Source organism: Bacteroides intestinalis (genome assembly GCF_003464595.1).
GTDB lineage: Bacteria > Bacteroidota > Bacteroidia > Bacteroidales > Bacteroidaceae > Bacteroides > Bacteroides intestinalis_A.
Genome location: NZ_QRZF01000013.1, coordinates 82174 through 99987 on the forward strand (window position 1 = coordinate 82174; position 17814 = coordinate 99987).

Here is a 17814-nt window from a genome sequence, read left to right on the forward strand (position 1 = left end):
GAAAACTCTTCTCTTCGAAAAATCTGAAAAACAGAAAAAAAGCATTATACTTGCAATCTAAAAACACACTAATAGCTGACTAAGATTATCATGTTATTAAATCTAACAGAAGAACAAATCATACAATTAGCCCCGGATGCAGCCTCCGTAAAAGCCGGAAAAGGGTTGGCGACAAGAGCCAAGTGGGTGTTGCTGGAACACAGTGACCGTGCTATCTGGGGGCATTGCCAGGGAAGCGGGAAAACTCCATACCAGACCGTAATCGATACAAAAAACGTAGCATTCAAATGTTCCTGTCCCAGCCGGAAGTTTCCATGCAAGCATGGATTGGGACTCTTATTTCTATATGCCGCACAGGCAGAGCAGTTCAAAGAAGCGGACGAACCGGAATGGGTGACTTCCTGGCTTTCCAAGCGGGAAGAAAAAGCCGAAAAGAAGGAACAGAAAGCCAAAAGCGACACGCCTGTAGATGAAGCTGCACAAGCCAAACGTCAGGCTATGCGCCACCAAAAGGTGCTGAACGGTATTGATGAACTGGAGATTTGGCTGAAAGACCTGCTACGCAACGGGTTAATCAATATACCGGAACGGGCTTATACTCTTTTCGACGGTATTGCCCGCCGTATGGTAGACGCCCAGGCTCCCGGACTTGCCAATCGGTTGAAAGCCATTCAGGAAATAAACTTCTACGAGGAAAGTTGGAAATACAAGTTAACCGACCAACTCGGAAAACTCTACCTCCTGATGAAGAGTTACCGGAACCTGGACCTGCAACCGGAAGAGTGGCAACAGGAAATCCGCACACAGATAGGTTATCCGCAAGCAAAAGAGGATGTGCTGGCGGGTGAAACAATTACCGACCAGTGGCTGGTACTCCATAAGAGAAGTCAGAAGATAAACGAGCTGAATAATGATATTTACTGGCTATACGGATGTCGGAGCAATCGTTTCGCCATCTATCTCAGTTTCACAGTTCCCGGAACCTTGGCGGAATTCAATCTTGTTCCCGGCAGTACCTACGACGGAAAACTCTGTTATTATAAAGGAGTAGGCAGTCTTCGCGCCTTATTCAAAGAATGTGAATTATCCGAAGAAGCGGTTACCCCACACTTCTGTGCGAATCTGCAAGAAGCAACCGCCCGATACAGGAAAGCCCTGCAACAGAACCCATTTGCCGAAAATGTACCCGTATTAGTAGAAAATCTGCGACTGGCTGTTCAAGGGAAACAACTCTGTGTGCAGGATGCAAACAATGAACTGATGCCTGTGCAGATGCAAGACATCACCCGAACAGACATTCTATCCGTCACGGGTGGAAAGCCGTTTGCCGCCTTCTTTCTGGCAGACGCCAATTGCTGGGAGCTAAATTCAATGTGGTATCAATCTGACTATTATATTTGGAGAGATGAACGTAACTGAACCAATCATTAATGCAGCCTTATTGGGAACCGCTGCCAAAGAATTCATTCCAAACGGTTTACCGGAAACTCTGGAAGAAAACTTCCGACTGCTGCAAGAAAAGAGCGAAGATGCGGAAGACGCTTTCTATCAGTTTTCAGCCCTGACTTTCGCCTACAGCCGTGCCGGAATGGAACCGTTACCTACCGGAGAAGCTATCACCATGAATGAAGCTCCGGATGACAGTCTGCCCTATTTCGACCGGAATATCGGCGACCTGCTGATTCAGATGGTCAATGAACAGAACCGGTATCTTTTATTATATGCTTACCGGAAAGCTGCCCGGTGCAACAAGCTTATTCCGCCATTCTATCTGCGGACGCTAATCTCACATGCCTACGACCGCAATAATCCCGATAAGCACGAAGAGCAAGCACTGCTTTCTTCCTTAACAGGTAACCGTGGACGCTGGCTGCTTACCCACATGGAATTACCGGACTGGGGAGATACCGGAAACGAAACCTGGGAAACAGCCTCGCATGAAGAACGAAAGCGGATGCTGCAACGCCTGAGAAAAGAGAACCCCGGACAGGGACTTGCCTTGCTGCAAACCGAACTGAAAAATGAATCTGCCGCCCACCGCGACGAACTGATACAATGCCTGCGCGCCAATCTGAGTAAAGCGGATGAAAGCTTCCTGCAAGAGATTGCCACTACCGACCGAAGCAGTAATGTAAAAGAAACCGCCCGTCGCCTCTTATGCAGTCTGCCCGACTCGGAACTGGTAAAAACATACTGTGACCTGCTGCGTGGAAAACTTCATTATAAGATGTTGCTGGGTTGGTCATACGATAAAATCACCTTTACACCTGAGATGAAGAAATTGGGTTTGGAAGAGGTCAGTTCCAACAAGAAAGAAAAAGATGAAGAGTTTCTGCTCCGCCAGCTCGCCGAACGTGTACCGCTCAGTTTCTGGGCAGAGTTTTACGACTGTTCACTGGAGAAAGCCGCCGCAAAACTGGCAAAGAAACCACCATTCGGTTCCTACTTCAACTTATGCCAGCCGATAGAAAACTTCGGTGACAATCTGTGGGCGTATCAAACCCTGAAAGAAGATTCAAATGAAGCCTATGCCTCTTCGCTGATGGGATTACTGACGCCGGAGCAACGGGAAGAAATCAACTTCCAGACAGACAGCAAGAGCAATTATATTCCCGAACCCTGGTATAATACGGACGGGACGCAATGGGGAATAAAATTCTCCACACGAGCTTTACAAAGATTGTTCCATAGCAATTATTACTATTATCCGAAAGAGATGGCAGAACGCCTGTCGCTATACTTTCCTCCGGAGATGTTGCCCAAAGTGGAACAACAGGCAGTGGCATACGATGCCGACCATGCCATTGCCAAATTCTGCCGACTGACAGCGGAATATATGAGAATGAAAGAAAAAATAAACAGCTTGTTTAATGACAATAAATAATACAAAACAATATGAGTACCTTACTTAGACAACATGCCGAACAGCAATTCGCAGAAGAGCTGCACGAACTGAAAAAGAATGAAACAAACTCTGTTCCCGAAAATTGGGAAATGTCTCCGCAATCGGTAGTCACCTACCTGATGGGTGGCAAACTGAAGAACGGATTTGAAGTTTCACCTAAATATATAGGTAACCGCCGTCTGATGGAGATAGCAGTAGCTACCCTGGTAACAGACCGCGCATTGCTGCTATACGGACTTCCCGGTACGGCGAAAAGCTGGGTGAGCGAGCATATTGCTGCTGCCATTTCCGGTAACTCCACACTGATAGTGCAAGGTACTGCCGGAACAGGAGAAGAAGCCATCCGCTACGGTTGGAACTATGCTCGACTGCTGGCAGAAGGGCCCAGTGAAGGCGCACTGGTGCAAACCCCAATAATGAAGGCCATGCAGGAAGGCAAGATAGGACGTATCGAGGAGTTGACACGTATCGGCTCTGACGTGCAGGATACTCTGATCACGATTCTTTCGGAGAAAACACTTCCGGTTCCGGAGTTGAATAAAGAAGTACAAGCGATACGCGGTTTCAATATCATTGCAACAGCAAACAACCGCGACAAAGGAGTCAATGATCTGTCGAGCGCCTTGAAACGCCGTTTCAATACCGTTATTCTTCCTTTGCCGGATACGATTGACGAAGAGATAGACATTGTACGCCGCCGCGTGGAAAGCTTTGAAAAGGTGATGCAACTTCCGGCAGAGAAACCTGCGCTTGAAGAAATCCGTCGTGTAGTAACCATTTTCCGTGAACTGCGGCAGGGAGCTACCAATGATGGAAAGACGAAGTTGAAAGCACCCAGTGGTACATTAAGTACGGCCGAGGCTATCTCGGTGGTAAATAACGGTCTGGCCATGGCAGGTTATTTCGGAGACGGACAGATACATGCCGAAGACCTTGTTTCGGGCATTCTCGGAGCAGTGGTGAAAGACCCGGTACAGGATAAAGTGGTATGGCAGGAATACATGGAGACGGTAGTGAAGAACCGCGACGGATGGAAAGATATCTACCGTGCATCAAGGGATATGATCTGATACCTCCCACTCCATCATACGAACTAAAAGATTAAAAGAATGGCAATTCACTTATTAGGAATAAGGCATCACGGTCCCGGTTCATGCCGGAACGTACTGGAATACCTGCAAGAGCTTCAGCCCGATCTCATCTTGCTGGAAGGTCCGGCAGAAGCCGAGACTCTGCTTCCATGCGTGCTGAATGAGCAGATGGAACCACCCGTCGCCTTACTCGCCTATCAACCCGACCAGCCACAGAATGCGGTGTTCTATCCGTTTGCCGAATTCTCTCCGGAATGGCAGACGATAGTTTACGCCCTGCGGAACGAAGTACCGTTACGCTTCTTCGATTTGCCACTGGTACATTCGATGGCGCAAAATCAGGAGCCCCATAATACAACCGAAGAGCAACAGGAGGAGATTATCCCCACCGTATACAGAGATCCTTTTGACTATCTGGCAGAAGCGGCCGGATATACAGACGGGGAATCATGGTGGGAAACTACCATTGAGCACCGCAAAGACAGTGCCGATGTATTTCAGGCTGTGAAAGAAGCCGTAACTGCATTGCGGGAGGAACTTCCCGAACATACCTCTCCCCGTGACCAGCTCCGCGAAGCCTGGATGCGTAAGATGATCCGCACGGCACAGAAAGAAAACTTCGAACGCATCGCCGTGGTCTGTGGTGCCTGGCATGTGCCCGCCCTCGAAAATATGCCTAAAGTAAAAGAGGATAACGAACTGCTGAAAGGACTGCCCAAAATAAAAATAGAATGTACCTGGATTCCCTGGACATACGACCGGCTTGCTTTCCGCAGCGGATACGGAGCCGGTATAGAATCTCCGGGCTGGTATCATTATCTTTGGCATCATCCGCAGGACGACGGTACCCTCTGGATCAGTCAGGCTGCTTCCCTTTTCCGCAAGAAGAATATGGATATCTCCGTAGCCCACGTCATCGAAACTGTGCGTCTGGCACAGGTGACGGCTGCTTTACGCAATCTCCCCACCCCTTCACTGGCTGAGTTTAATGAAGCCATCACCACCGTCATGGGCTTTGGCGACGATATCCTTTTACAGATCATCAAGGAAGAACTTATCATCAGTAACCGTCTGGGGCGTGTTCCCGATGATGTACCCAAAGTTCCCTTGCTGGTAGATGTGGAAAAGACTCAAAAACGGCTGCGTGTTCCATTTACAGCCGAAATCAAAGAGCTGACCCTCGACCTTCGTAAACCGAATGATCTGGATAGAAGTATCTTCTTCCATCGCCTGCACCTGCTCGACATAGATTGGGCAATTCCGGGCAGTACTGACGGTAAAGGTACTTTCAAAGAAAAATGGACACTCTACCACAAGCCGGAACAGATTATAAGCATCATCGAAAAGGCTATCTGGGGAAATACACTGGAAGAAGCAACGCAGAAGTTTCTGCTCAAACAGACGAAAGAGATACGGCATATTCCGGAACTCACCCGGCTGCTCGACCGGGTAATCCCTGCCAATCTACCGGACTTAGTGGAAGCCATGACGGTGCAACTCGACCGCCTCTCGGCTGCCTCCACTGATATCATCGAGATGATGGAGGCAGTACCCGATCTGGTAAATATCGTCCGCTACGGCAATGTCCGTAATCTGGATTTCTCAAAGGTAGGCGATATGCTCCAAGCTATGATTGCCCGTATCCTTGCAGGTGGAGTACTTGTTTGTATCAATATAGACGAAGAGGCCGCTACGGACATACTCAACAAACTGGTGTCTACGGATTACGCAGTTTCCACTCTCAATGATCTGGAACTGAACAGGATGTGGCTGGAATTTATCCGCCAGGTGCGTACATCCGTTAATGTACATCCGCTGTTGTCCGGCTATGCCACACGGCTGCTGAACGACAAGGGAGACATTTCAGCCGAAGAAGCGCAGAATACCCTTAGTTATTATTCTTCCATCGGTAATGCTCCGGCAGATATGGCCTACTGGTTCGAAGGTTTCCTCCGTTCTTCCGGTTCCATTCTGCTGCTGGATGATAATTTGTGGAACCTGGTAAATAACTGGGTATGTTCGCAGGAAAAAGAAACCTTCATGGAACTGCTTCCCATACTGAAACGCACGTTCAGCGAGTTCAGTCCCGCAGAACGCCGGAAGTTGGGTGAGAAAGCCAAGGCGGGTGGTGCAGGCGGCATACAGACTGCAACAGCCTCAGCAACTTCACACAATGAAGAGGAAGCTGTGAGGGTGATTCCCTTGATTCACCGGTTATTAGGAATTGAAACGAAGTAAAGAGAAAGCAATGGAAGAAGAATATCTGAAAAGGTGGCGCCTGATACTGGGCGGAAACGAAGCCGACGGAACGGGTATCACACTGACCCCGGAAGAGCAACGCATCGACCAGTCATTGGAAGCCGTATATGACAGCGACCGCCGCGGAGGACTCGGATCATCCGCCCCAAAGGTAAGCCGCTGGCTGGGAGATATCCGTGAGTTCTTTCCGCAGACTGTGGTACAGGTCATTCAGCGCGATGCCATCAAACGACTGAATATCACCTCACTGTTGACGGAAAAGGAAATGCTTGAAACGGTAGTGCCGGATGTGCATCTTGTAGCTACACTGATGTCACTCAGCCGGGTTATTCCTGAAAAGAATAAGGAAATGGCACGGCAGGTAGTCCGCAAAGTGGTGGACGAACTGCTACGCAAGCTCTCCGCCCCTACCCAACAGGCTGTGACGGGAGCGCTCAACCGTTCTGCACGGCGGAGAAATCCACGTTATAACGAGATAGACTGGAAGACCACCATCACCAAGAATTTGAAAAACTACCAACCGGAATACAAGACTATCATCCCGGAAGTCCGTATCGGTTACGGCAGAAAACGGAAAGCGATGAAAGACATCATCCTCTGTCTGGACCAGAGCGGTTCAATGGGGACATCCGTCATTTACTCCGGAATATTCGGGTCTGTACTGGCTTCCATTCCGGCAGTGAACACGCGGATGGTGGTATTTGATACGGCTGTGGTAGACCTTACCGATGACTTGCAAGATCCGGTAGACTTACTCTTCGGTGTACAGTTGGGTGGCGGTACGGATATCGCCCGCGCCCTGACCTATTGCCAGGGAGTAATCACCCGTCCGCAAGATACGGTACTGGTACTGGTGACCGACTTGTATGAAGGGGGCGATCCGAGAGAAATGCGAAAGAAGTTCGTATCACTGGTGAATAGTGGCGTGCAACTTATCGTACTGCCCGCCCTGAATGATGACGGTGCCCCTTCTTATGACAAAAATCATGCAGAATTTCTGGCAAATATCGGTGTACCGACCTTTGCTTGTACGCCCGATAAGTTCCCCGACCTGATGGCGGCGGCACTCAGTAAGCAGGATATAGGAATGTGGGTATCGCAGAATGTCAAGAGCACTTAGTTTTGTGACAATCTATATTCGCAGGGAGATACCCCTACCAGTTTTCTAAACAGGTTGCTGAAATATTGTACGCTTGGATAGCCCAATTTTTCAGCAACCGAGCTTACTGTATAACCTTTGCCTAATAGCATCTCCTTAGCGACTTCCAGCCTTTTCAACTGGAAGTATTCATCCAGATTCTTCCCCGTTTCAAACTTCAATAAATCACTGAAATAACGGGGAGATAAATGAAGTATATCTGCGCAGTATTTTGTAGAGGGTAATACACCGTTTTTCAATTGTCCGGACTGGATATAGTCATCCAACGCAATATCCATCTTGTTCAATATCGCCTTATTGACTTCATTCCGAGTGATAAACTGACGGTCATAGAAACGGGAACAATAATCCAACAGGAGTTCTATATATCTTGAAATCAAGGTCTTGCTATGACAGTCTATTGCATGTTGCAGTTCCTTCTCAATATTGTACATACATTCAATTGCTTTATCCTTTTCGCGCAAGGAAAGGTGTAACGCTTCATTCAGATGATAAGAAAAGAAAGAGTAATTCTTAATGTTCCGCCCCAATGAAGTGCTGCAAAGCAAGTCGGGATGAAAAGCCAATAACCAGCCCTTTCGGGGAAATGCCTTTCCTTCGTTGATATTGATGGACTGTCCCGGAGTCAGGAAAATCATTGTTGCGTTGGAATAGTCATAATACTTACGCCCGTAGATGAAATCTTCACATTCGCATTCCAACAGTAAAATGGTGTAGAAATCGAACTTGATAGTACGCTGCATCACATTGGCTTTAGATAAGTCAATGGCGCTCACCAACGGATGTAAGGTCTTATTTCCCAAACAGCAATTGCACTGGTGTACGGTCTCTATGTTCAATATATCCTTTTTCAAAACTGTACATTTTGCAGTCTATATTCATTGGGCGTACAGCCGACACGTTTTTTGAACAGGCGGCTGAGGTGTTGCGGATATTGAAATCCCAAGGTGTAAGCAATCTCGCTGATTGTCTCGTCCGTTTCAACGATATGTTCTTTAGCCAGTTCGATCACTTTCATCTGAATATGTTCCTGAGGTGTCATACCAGTTTCTTTCTTAATCATGTCACCGAAATAATTGGGTGAGAGATAGATTTTATCCGCAAAGTATTTCACGGATGGCAAGCCATCCTGCACAGGAAGATTGCTTCTGAAATATTCATCCAGAAGTTGCTCAAACTTGGTAAGAGAGTCTTTATTGGCGCCGCTCCGGGTGATGAACTGGCGTTCATAGAACCGCATACAGTAATTGAGCAGAAGCTCGATATTCATGGCAATCAATGCTTTACTATGTTTATCAATAGGATGCTCCAGCTCGATACTGATCTTTTTCAGGCAATCCATCACGGTCTCTTTTTCCTGATCGGACAGGTGCAAAGCCTCGCTTACTGAATAAGAGAAGAAAGTATAATCCTTTATTGTCTTTCCGAGGGAGGTTCCGCGAATCAGGTCGGGATGAAAGAGGATGCCGTACACTTCTTGCTGCACTACATCATTCAGCATCTCTACTCCGGCAGTCTGGCCGGGAGCAAAGCAAACGATGGTTCCTTCCTGATAGTCATAATGCTGACGACCATACTTGATATCACAGTTCTTAGCTCCTTTCAGAAAGAGTGCATAAAGGCCATAAGTCATTTGGATATGATTGACCGATTTGGTTGCTTTGGTAAGATCCACCACACTCACCAGAGGATGCAGGGTTTCCAATCCGTAGAGACTGTTATAGTGATCTACATTATCTAATTTTATAACTCTATCCATATTCATAAGTATTTGAACTGCAACAAAGATAGAAATTATTTCAATTGAGAAATCAGGTATCTGTAATTGGGGTTATCATATCCGTAATAAGGGTACAAATTTCAGGATACAGCTTCAAAACAAAGACAACATTCGCATATCATCCAAAGCTTTCGGCTGATATTTTATCTCACTAAATACTCCCGTAAAGCCGTCACCACGAGAACCGTGTGCCGCGAAACCTACTTTAATCTTCCCCTTCGTCTCAAGATTGAAATTCCTGACCATCAACCAGTTTTTATTGTCAGAGGAGTAGAAGAATGAATATTCCGATCCCCTCTTCACTACTGCCATATATGCGTAATCGCCTGCCGGCATGGAGTTGCAGTCATCAGAGAAAGTACGGGTGACAACGGAAACAATTGTCGGCTGAAGATGAACCGAGTTCTCATAACAGAACTTCGCCCAGACATCATCATCCTGATAAATAACAAGGGCAGCTACATCATAAACCGACTTCAATTTGCCTGTAACCCGTGCACTCATTGTAAAATCGGCTTCCGGCTCAAACAGGATAAGTGGAGCGTTCGCAACCTTCGACTTCCCGGAAGGGCTGTTGAAAAGATTCGTCTTTCCTGCCGCAGTTATGCTGATCCGGTCTTTTTCTATTTCATAATCAACAGGGCGGTTGTAGATAATCAGATTGTGCGGAATAGTGGAAATACGCTTATTAATATCTGTCACCTGAAAGGATTTAGGCGTGTTATGCCAGAAAAGAAGAAAAGGAATAGAACTCAACTTGAACTGATTCTGCGCCGATGCAGGGATAGCTAACAGGAAAAATAAAACAAGATAGCTAAGTTTTTTCATAAATGTATTGTATTAGTTTCGGACAAAAATAGACACATCCATCGGCTTTCTTCGTAAGAGTATACTAATTAAACGGAAAAGAAACTAAAACATCATTTACGATGCCTATTGGCGAACAGCAGGAACAGGTTATTCTTTATTCTCATAAACATTGCTGAACTTGTGCCTGTTTGGATGAAGATTTATTTTAGTACTGTATGGAAGATAAAGAAAAGAAAGATGTTGTGTCGGCAGGCGATAACCTGACCGGCTACATGGAGACGGTAATTGCCGACTTGGAAAAAGAAGGGAAATTTCCGGCAGCACATGTTTACCGGAGTGTACTGCGCTCTTTTACCCGTTTTTGGAATGCCTCTGCACCGATGCGAGATGATCCGACATCAATGTCGAACGCCCTTGCACCAATACGGGATGTCTTTACGCCGGAGCGACTAAAGGAGTATGAGACATGGCTAACGGAATGTGAATGCAGTCCGAACACTATTTCCACTTACATGCGCACGCTTCAGGCAGTTTATAACCGCTGGATGCCACCCGGCATGGTAGACTACAATCCGATATTGTTCAAGGAATTGTATACCAAAGTAGAGTCGCGCACCAAGCGGGCACTGACGGCGGAACAGATGCGGCAGTTGGAGACTACGGATTTCAGCGCATTGTCGTTGCCCCAACAGCGTGTGCTGGCCTACTTCCTACTGATGTTCATGCTTCGCGGTATGCCTTTCATCGACCTGGCACATTTGCGGAAACAGGACTTGCAAGGCAGGCGTATCGTCTACCGGCGTCACAAGACAGGTAAATTGATGATGGTGGACGTGCCGCCGGACGCATTCCGGTTGCTACAGAAGTACAGAAACAGGGCTGAATCGGAGTATTTGTTCCCGATACTGAATGAGACATCTCCGGGTAAAGAACGGTATCATCTTTATCAGGATACACTGCGCCGCTTCAACCGGGAACTGGCACGGTTGATGAAGAAACTCCTGCCCGGCGTTTCCGTGAGTTCGTATACCGCCCGCCATACGTGGGCGACACTGGCTTATCATAGCGGAACACCTCTTGGACTTATCAGCCAGTCGTTGGGACATTCGTCCATACGGGTGACGATGAGTTATCTGAAGCCCTTTGATGCGGAGGTGATAGACAAAGTAAACAGACAAGTGATTGCCTTAGTGAAAGGAAGTAAAAAGAAGAAAGTAGATAGCATCAATATGCTGTACGGCACTTTATTAAGGTGATATTACTTGCATAGTAACGGCAAAAGTCACATACAAAGATGCATACTTTTTGACAAAAAAGCAAACAAATGCTAATAAAAAAGCTATTTAATCTTATATTTTACTATCTGGACTCCTCTTTACTATCCTAATAGATATACGAAATATAATTCCGCCTTCAATCCCTGAAAACGGATGCACTATTTGTGCGCCTTATTACCAAGACAACTTCTGTTTATATGCTCATTCCTGGGTTGGGTGCCGTCCAAAAACGCTTTTTCAACCTGCACCGCTATAGTTGTCTGCCGTTACTATGCAAGTAACCCCACACAATCACATTAATTATACAGCTTATGAAGAATCCAGAACTACACATCAAGAAAGGAGACCATGTATGGGTACAGATATACAATGGACGGGATTATTCCTTTCATCCGCGCCTTGCGGAAGTGATTGCTACCTTGCATCTGCGCATCTCCTGTGAAGTAGTTCCTTATGTGGCACTGCGTTATCTGGACAACCGTAGCTGTGCATGCGTCCTTTATGAACAAATCAGTGGAATATGCGAAAAATCCCCCTAATCATCAACTGAAATACTTTCAACAAGCAATAATTAAATAAATCCTGACAGTCAAGATGAACCGTAGAAGAGCCTAAAGACCGTTGTTGATACTTAGTACAAGTATGCTCGACACTTAGCACAAGTATCAGGTATACTTAGCACAAGTATCGATGACACTTCTTATAAGTCTCCCACCTCCTTCAGAATGGTCTACAGGGCATGTTTTACTTAAAAACCATAACGTATGGCATTTTTCAAACCTATTTACAAAAAGATGTCCAAGAAGTGGCATCCCCAAGCCGTGAGCGTGGGTAAACCTATCGAAATGGACGAGCTTTGCAAGCAAATCGCCCTCATCTCCACCGTGAGCAGCGCCGACAGCAAGGCCACGCTCGAAGCCCTCGGCCTGGTGCTGGGAAGCAGTATGAACACCGGTCGCACCGTCCATGTAGAAGGTCTGGGCACCTTCTACTACACCTGCGTCTCCAACGGCAAGGGCGTGGACAGCGCCGAGAAGGTGAACGCCAACCAAATCTCCGGTACCCGCGTCCGCTTCATCCCCGAGTCGCGCCGCCAAGGTAGCGCCGTCACCCGCGCCCTCATCGGCGAGAATGTGACGTGGACCAACGTCAGCTCCATCAGTGGTCTTGACGGCACCGGTTCCGGTAAACCGAGCGGTGGAGACGGTGGCTTAGAAGAAGACCCGTTGGGATAAGAAGACAACGCACCGCACCTCTATTCAAGCAAAAACGCCCCGCTGCACAATGATGATGCAGCGGGGCGCTTTGCTTGAATAGAGAATAATAAGTATCAGCCGTGACAGGAAGATAGCGAAATAAATGTTATCTTTGTTGCCCTATGATAAGTATTAGGTTTTAAGTATTAAGCATTAAGTAACACCGTTGAATTATGGAACAGAATAGCATCAAAGGCATCCCCTACGGACTGAGCGACTACGAGAGCCTCACCCGTGACAATTGTTACTACGTGGACAAGACCCACTTCATCCCCCTGATAGAGCAAGAAGCTCGCTACCTCTTCCTCATCCGCCCCCGCCGCTTCGGCAAGACGTTGCTCATCAACATGCTGGCCGCCTATTATGACATCAACAACGCCGACCACTTCAAGGAGCTCTTCGGAGAGCGGTGGATATACGAGCACCCAACGGCGCTGAGGGCGAAGTTCATGATACTCCGGTTCAACTTCTCCGCCGTCAACTCCACACCCGGAAGGCTGGAGGAATCGTTCGAGGAGCATTGCACAGGGCGTCTCGTAGAGTTTGCCGACAAGTACGAACACCTGTTCCAGCCCGGCTTCCGCCAAGAATTGATGAGCCGAACCACCGCTTCAACACGGCTGGATTACATCAATAGTACCGCCAGCCGCCTCCGCCTGCGCATCTACCTCATCATCGACGAGTACGACAACTTCACCAATACCATCCTTTCCACCTTCGGCAAAGACGAGTATCGCAAGGCCACCCACGGCGAAGGCTTCTTCCGATACTTCTTCAACGTGCTCAAGTTCCTCACCTCCGGCAACGGCATGGCACTGGAACGTATGTTTATCACCGGTGTAAGCCCCATCACACTGGACGACGTGACGAGCGGTTTCAATATCGGAACCAACATCACTACCTCACCGTTGTTCAACGCCCTTGTGGGCTTCACCGAAACGGAACTGCGCACCATGTTGGAGTATTACCGCGACCGGGGCGCACTGACGATGGGCGTGGAAGAAATGATCGCCGACATGAAGCCCTGGTACGACAACTACCACTTCTCCGAGGAATGCCTGAACGAAAGCATGTACAACTCCGATATGACGCTCTACTACATGAACAGTTGTCTGAAACTTGGCAAAAAGCCCAGAGAAATGGTGGACACCAACATCCGCACAGACTACAACAAGTTGCGCCACCTCATCCGGATAGACCACGAACTGGACGCCAACTTCTCCGTCATCCGCGAAATTGTGGAAAACGGACGGACATCAGGCACCATCAGCAGCGCCTTCTCCGTGGAGAAGATGGTGGACGAGAATAACTTCAAGTCATTGCTCTACTACTTCGGCCTACTCAGTATCCGGGGCGTGGAGGAAGGAGAAACTGTGCTTGCCATCCCTAACAACACCGTGCGCGAGCAGTTCTACAACTACCTGACGGAGGCTTACGCAGATGAAGACATCTTCAGCCTGAACATCTCCACCCTGGGTAAGCTGGCAAAAGAAATGGCATACCGTGCCGACTGGCAACCCCTCTTCACCTACATCGCCACCGAACTGGAGAAGCAGAGCCGCATCCGCGAATTCATCGACGGTGAAGCGCACGTGAAGGGGTTTCTTCTTGCCTATCTCAATATGACGAACTTCTACCAGCTGATGCCCGAATATGAACTGGGAAAGGGCTACGCCGACTTCTACTTCCGCCCCAATCCGCAGATATCGGATATCCGCTACGCCTATCTGATGGAGGTGAAGTACCTGAAGCGCGACGAGCCCGAAAGCCGCATCGCCACGCTGAAGGAAGAAGCCCGGACGCAATTGCTGAAGTACGCTTCGGACGAGATTGTCGCACAGACTATCGGCGGAGCGCAACTTAAACTGATTACCATCGTTTTCCGTGGTTGGGAGATTGTAGGCATGGAGGAGACGGATAAATTATTCAACGAGAAACGCGACTCTTGACGATACTATTCTGTTGCGCCATATTTCAACTTTAAAAAGCGCCCCGCTGCATCATCATCGTGCAGCGGGGCGCTTTGCATTTACGAGAAACTGTATTTGGGGTTATCATATCCGTAATTTATCTACAAAGGAAATGCTACGTTTCCCCGACCTTTGCAGTACAAAAAAGAAATATATGAAGAATAAATTCAAACTCAATTCAAGTACCCTACTTGTATTCATCCTCACAACCGGTGTATTCGGAATAATCAATACCGAAATGGGTGTGATTGGAATTTTGCCCCTGATAGCCGAGAACTTTCAAGTAACTGTTCCGGAAGCGGGTTGGACGGTTAGTATATTTGCACTGGTAGTAGCAATATCCGCTCCCATCACCCCTTTACTGTTTTCGGGTATCAACCGGAAAAAGGTGATGATACTGGCACTGGGATTATTTACATTAAGTAATATCATCTCCATGATGACCACTAATTTTACGGCATTGCTGATATCCCGTGCACTTCCGGCATTCCTTCATCCGGTATATGTATCTATGGCTTTCACGGTAGCGGCAGCATCTGTCAGTAAAGAGAAGGCACCAAAGGCGGTAGCAAAAGTATTCATCGGCGTATCAGCAGGTATGGTGCTGGGAGTACCGGTGACAAGCTACATTGCAAGCGAAGTTTCATATTCAATGGGCATGTTATTCTTCACCGTTGTAAATGCATTGGTACTGGTTGCAACCATCCTGTTTGTACCTTCCATGCCGGTCAAAGAGAAACTGTCCTATGGTACACAACTCGGTGTATTAAAAAAGAAAGTAGTCTGGTACTCCATTCTCGCTATCACGCTGATTAACGGAGCCTTATTCGGGTTCTTCAGCTATATGTCTGATTACTTGAAGACAATCACCGGGGTTTCATACACCGTAATCAGTACAATGCTACTGATTTATGGACTGGCCAATATTATAGGAAATGTAATAGCCGGAAAGCAACTGGCGGTCAATCCGGTACGTAGCATGATAATGATTCCTTTGACATTACTGGCCTTTTATATAGGAGTATTCGCTTTTGGGGAATGGCTGATGGCAATGGCAGTTATCATTCTGATCCTGGGAATTCTGGCGGGATATGGACAGAACACCATGCAATATATGATAACGCATGCCGCTCCCGAAGCACCGGATTTTGCCAACGGACTGTATTTGTTGTCTGCCAATCTCGGTACTACAGTAGGTGCAGCCGTCTGCGGATTGTTTATCACCTTCTTCAATACGCGTTATTCCGTCATCGGCTCTTTGATATTCCTTGTTTTAAGCATTGTATTCGTCGTATTAAGAATACGTGCCACACAATCCGAAAGACAAATCAGAATGGAAATGGCTGCATAAGAAATAAGAAGTGGTTTTAACTTTATAATATAAAATGATTATGACTAAGAAAGTATTGATTTTATCATCCAGCCCTCGTCGTGGCGGAAACTCCGACACCCTTTGCAACGAATTTATGCGAGGAGCAATTGAAAGTGGTAACGAAGCAGAAAAGGTTTTCCTGCGTGACAAGACAATCCATTATTGCACAGGATGCAGCACATGTAGCCTGCACGGAAAACCTTGCCCGCAGAAAGACGATGCGGCAGAAATTATAGAGAAGATGGTGGCAGCCGATGTAATAGTTATGGCTACACCCGTTTATTTCTACACGATGAGTGCACAGATGAAAACGTTGATAGACCGTTGCTGTGGGCTCTATACGGAGATGAAGAATAAGGAATTTTATTTCATTGTCACCGCTGCCGAAGATGATCGGAAACTGATGGAACGTACCGTGGACACTTTCCAGGGATTTCTGGATTGCCTGGAAAGTCCAACCATCAAAGGAGTTGTGTATGGAACCGGAGTTTGGCATGTGGGCGAAATAAAAGATAAACCAGCCCTACGGGAAGCTTATGAAATGGGAAAAGAAATAGAATAATTTATAGGATTTAAAAAAAGAAGAATAATGAGTCATTTTAGAATTTACATTCCTACCCGCACCTTGTTTGGTGCCGGTATGGTGAAGGAACTTCACAATCAGCAATTGCCCGGAAAGAAAGCAATGATTGTTATTTCAAACGGTCGCTCTACCAAGGATAACGGATATCTGAATACAGTAGAAAGCGAACTCCAGCAAGCAGGTGTTGAAACTGCCGTATTTGACCAGGTAGAAGCCAATCCGTTAAAATCGACCGTAATGGCGGGAGCCGCTTTTGCCAAGGAAAACAATTGCGACTTTTTAGTTGCCCTGGGTGGTGGAAGCGTAATGGACGCCTCCAAAGCGATGGCATTCATGGCCACGAATCCCGGCGATGTATGGGATTACATCAGTGGTGGAACCGGAAAAGGACAAACGATGGTAAACAAGCCCCTACCCCTGGTTTGCATTACCACCACTGCCGGAACAGGTTCCGAAGCAGATCAATGGGGCGTTATCACCAATGATGAAACCAATGAGAAAATAGGCTTTGGCGGTTATGATGAACTCTTCCCGATACTGTCTATTGTCGATCCGGAGTTGATGAAATCTGTTCCGCCTAAGTTCACGGCCTATCAGGGATTTGATGCGTTGTTCCACTCTACAGAATGTTATATCTCTAAAACTGCCAGTCTGATGAGCGATATGTACGCATTGACCGCTATTGAAAATGTAGCTAAATATCTACCGCGTGCAGTTGCCAACGGAGCTGATATGGAGGCTCGTGAGAGAGTCGCATTCGCCAATAATCTGTCCGGTGCGGTAATGACCTTTTGTAGCACTACTGCCGAACACTCTTTAGAGCACGCTATGAGCGCTTATCATCAGGAGCTGCCACATGGTGCCGGATTGATTATGATCTCCAAAGCATTCTATGAATTCTTTATAGAGAAGCATGCCTGTGATGAACGATTCATCAAAATGGCACAAGCGATGGGTATGCCGGAAGCTGACAAACCGGAAGACTTTATCACCATGCTGGTAAAACTACAGGAAGCTTGTGGAGTGGCAAACCTGAAGATGAGTGATTATGGATTTACGCCCGATGAATTTGATACCCTTGCCACCAATGCCAAGGAAACAATGGGCAAATTATTCCTTGCCAACCCTTACGAATTGAAGCATGAGGATTGCGTGGAGATTTACCGCAAATCGTTTCGTTAATTCATAAAACCAGTATTGTACGAGGCTGCATCCGGGTTAATTTCATGTTCTGAACGATAATGAGAAACATGAATTTATCTTCCGATGCAGCCTCTTTTGTACCCGATAAACAGAATCTGTAATCCGGGTTATTATGTCCGTAATCCGTCTACAAAGAGTATCCCATTTAC

15 protein-coding genes are annotated in these 17814 nt (G+C 47.0%); 12 read left to right on the forward strand and 3 right to left on the reverse strand.

Annotated features, from left to right (window positions below):
- Nucleotides 1-90: 90 nt before the first annotated feature.
- From DWW10_RS17170 to DWW10_RS17190, 5 genes are read left to right on the forward strand one after another with little or no spacing between them, the layout of a single operon-like run.
- Nucleotides 91-1419, forward strand: a complete 1329-nt coding sequence (locus DWW10_RS17170; RefSeq protein WP_118421975.1) for an SWIM zinc finger family protein — start codon at nt 91-93, stop codon at nt 1417-1419.
- Complete coding sequence (locus tag DWW10_RS17175) at nt 1406-2884, forward strand: DUF5691 domain-containing protein (protein WP_118421976.1); 1479 nt, start codon at nt 1406-1408, stop codon at nt 2882-2884. The genes DWW10_RS17170 and DWW10_RS17175 overlap by 14 nt, the downstream gene beginning before the upstream one ends.
- A gap of 11 nt (nt 2885-2895) precedes the next feature.
- A complete protein-coding gene (locus DWW10_RS17180) occupies nt 2896-3975 on the forward strand; it encodes an ATP-binding protein (protein ID WP_029328066.1) in 1080 nt (359 codons plus the stop codon).
- Between the two features lie 39 nt (nt 3976-4014).
- Nucleotides 4015-6234: a DUF5682 family protein gene (locus tag DWW10_RS17185; protein WP_118421977.1), complete on the forward strand. Its 2220-nt coding sequence runs from the start codon at nt 4015-4017 to the stop codon at nt 6232-6234.
- A gap of 10 nt (nt 6235-6244) precedes the next feature.
- A complete protein-coding gene (locus tag DWW10_RS17190) occupies nt 6245-7375 on the forward strand; it encodes a vWA domain-containing protein (RefSeq protein WP_029426735.1) in 1131 nt (376 codons plus the stop codon).
- On the opposite strand, the gene DWW10_RS17195 is transcribed toward DWW10_RS17190, so the two are convergent.
- The 3 genes from DWW10_RS17195 to DWW10_RS17205 form a co-directional block, all read right to left on the reverse strand.
- On the reverse strand, nt 7372-8268 hold the full coding sequence (locus tag DWW10_RS17195; protein WP_118421978.1) for a helix-turn-helix domain-containing protein: 897 nt from the start codon (nt 8266-8268) through the stop codon (nt 7372-7374). The two genes, DWW10_RS17190 and DWW10_RS17195, sit on opposite strands and share 4 nt — an antisense overlap.
- Nucleotides 8265-9173 carry a helix-turn-helix domain-containing protein gene (locus tag DWW10_RS17200; RefSeq protein WP_007216284.1) on the reverse strand — a complete coding sequence of 303 codons (909 nt, stop codon included), beginning with the start codon at nt 9171-9173 and terminating at the stop codon, nt 8265-8267. Before DWW10_RS17200 ends, DWW10_RS17195 begins: the two co-directional genes overlap by 4 nt.
- 114 nt (nt 9174-9287) lie before the next feature.
- Complete coding sequence (locus DWW10_RS17205; protein WP_118421979.1) at nt 9288-10022, reverse strand: DUF1349 domain-containing protein; 735 nt, start codon at nt 10020-10022, stop codon at nt 9288-9290.
- 197 nt (nt 10023-10219) lie between these two features.
- On the opposite strand from DWW10_RS17205, the gene DWW10_RS17210 reads away from it, so the two are divergent.
- The 7 genes from DWW10_RS17210 (at nt 10220) to DWW10_RS17240 (ending at nt 17644) form a co-directional block, all read left to right on the forward strand.
- Nucleotides 10220-11260, forward strand: a complete 1041-nt coding sequence (locus DWW10_RS17210; protein WP_118421980.1) for a tyrosine-type recombinase/integrase — start codon at nt 10220-10222, stop codon at nt 11258-11260.
- Nucleotides 11261-11592: 332 nt separating this feature from the next.
- Nucleotides 11593-11820, forward strand: coding sequence for a hypothetical protein (locus DWW10_RS17215; protein WP_118421981.1), 228 nt, complete (start codon nt 11593-11595; stop codon nt 11818-11820).
- A 225-nt stretch (nt 11821-12045) separates the two neighbouring features.
- Nucleotides 12046-12516 carry an HU family DNA-binding protein gene (locus tag DWW10_RS17220; protein WP_022210952.1) on the forward strand — a complete coding sequence of 157 codons (471 nt, stop codon included), beginning with the start codon at nt 12046-12048 and terminating at the stop codon, nt 12514-12516.
- A gap of 194 nt (nt 12517-12710) precedes the next feature.
- A complete protein-coding gene (locus DWW10_RS17225; RefSeq protein ID WP_118421982.1) occupies nt 12711-14486 on the forward strand; it encodes an ATP-binding protein in 1776 nt (591 codons plus the stop codon).
- Between the two features lie 175 nt (nt 14487-14661).
- On the forward strand, nt 14662-15858 hold the full coding sequence (locus tag DWW10_RS17230) for an MFS transporter (protein WP_118421983.1): 1197 nt from the start codon (nt 14662-14664) through the stop codon (nt 15856-15858).
- A 40-nt stretch (nt 15859-15898) separates the two neighbouring features.
- A complete protein-coding gene (locus DWW10_RS17235; RefSeq protein WP_007216278.1) occupies nt 15899-16441 on the forward strand; it encodes a flavodoxin family protein in 543 nt (180 codons plus the stop codon).
- 27 nt (nt 16442-16468) lie between these two features.
- On the forward strand, nt 16469-17644 hold the full coding sequence (locus DWW10_RS17240; protein ID WP_022392369.1) for an iron-containing alcohol dehydrogenase: 1176 nt from the start codon (nt 16469-16471) through the stop codon (nt 17642-17644).
- Nucleotides 17645-17814: the final 170 nt, after the last annotated feature.

Excerpts from the sequence above, each read along its gene's own strand:
- DWW10_RS17230 (WP_118421983.1), top strand. The coding sequence starts at position 14,662 with ATGAAGAATAAATTCAAACTCAATTCAAGTACCCTACTTGTATTCATC.
- DWW10_RS17185 (WP_118421977.1), top strand. The coding sequence starts at position 4,015 with ATGGCAATTCACTTATTAGGAATAAGGCATCACGGTCCCGGTTCATGC.
- DWW10_RS17215 (WP_118421981.1), top strand. The coding sequence starts at position 11,593 with ATGAAGAATCCAGAACTACACATCAAGAAAGGAGACCATGTATGGGTA.
- DWW10_RS17220 (WP_022210952.1), top strand. The coding sequence starts at position 12,046 with ATGGCATTTTTCAAACCTATTTACAAAAAGATGTCCAAGAAGTGGCAT.
- DWW10_RS17205 (WP_118421979.1), bottom strand. The coding sequence starts at position 10,022 with ATGAAAAAACTTAGCTATCTTGTTTTATTTTTCCTGTTAGCTATCCCT.
- DWW10_RS17225 (WP_118421982.1), top strand. The coding sequence starts at position 12,711 with ATGGAACAGAATAGCATCAAAGGCATCCCCTACGGACTGAGCGACTAC.
- DWW10_RS17180 (WP_029328066.1), top strand. The coding sequence starts at position 2,896 with ATGAGTACCTTACTTAGACAACATGCCGAACAGCAATTCGCAGAAGAG.
- DWW10_RS17210 (WP_118421980.1), top strand. The coding sequence starts at position 10,220 with ATGGAAGATAAAGAAAAGAAAGATGTTGTGTCGGCAGGCGATAACCTG.
- DWW10_RS17235 (WP_007216278.1), top strand. The coding sequence starts at position 15,899 with ATGACTAAGAAAGTATTGATTTTATCATCCAGCCCTCGTCGTGGCGGA.
- DWW10_RS17190 (WP_029426735.1), top strand. The coding sequence starts at position 6,245 with ATGGAAGAAGAATATCTGAAAAGGTGGCGCCTGATACTGGGCGGAAAC.
- DWW10_RS17170 (WP_118421975.1), top strand. The coding sequence starts at position 91 with ATGTTATTAAATCTAACAGAAGAACAAATCATACAATTAGCCCCGGAT.
- DWW10_RS17175 (WP_118421976.1), top strand. The coding sequence starts at position 1,406 with ATGAACGTAACTGAACCAATCATTAATGCAGCCTTATTGGGAACCGCT.
- DWW10_RS17240 (WP_022392369.1), top strand. The coding sequence starts at position 16,469 with ATGAGTCATTTTAGAATTTACATTCCTACCCGCACCTTGTTTGGTGCC.
- DWW10_RS17200 (WP_007216284.1), bottom strand. The coding sequence starts at position 9,173 with ATGGATAGAGTTATAAAATTAGATAATGTAGATCACTATAACAGTCTC.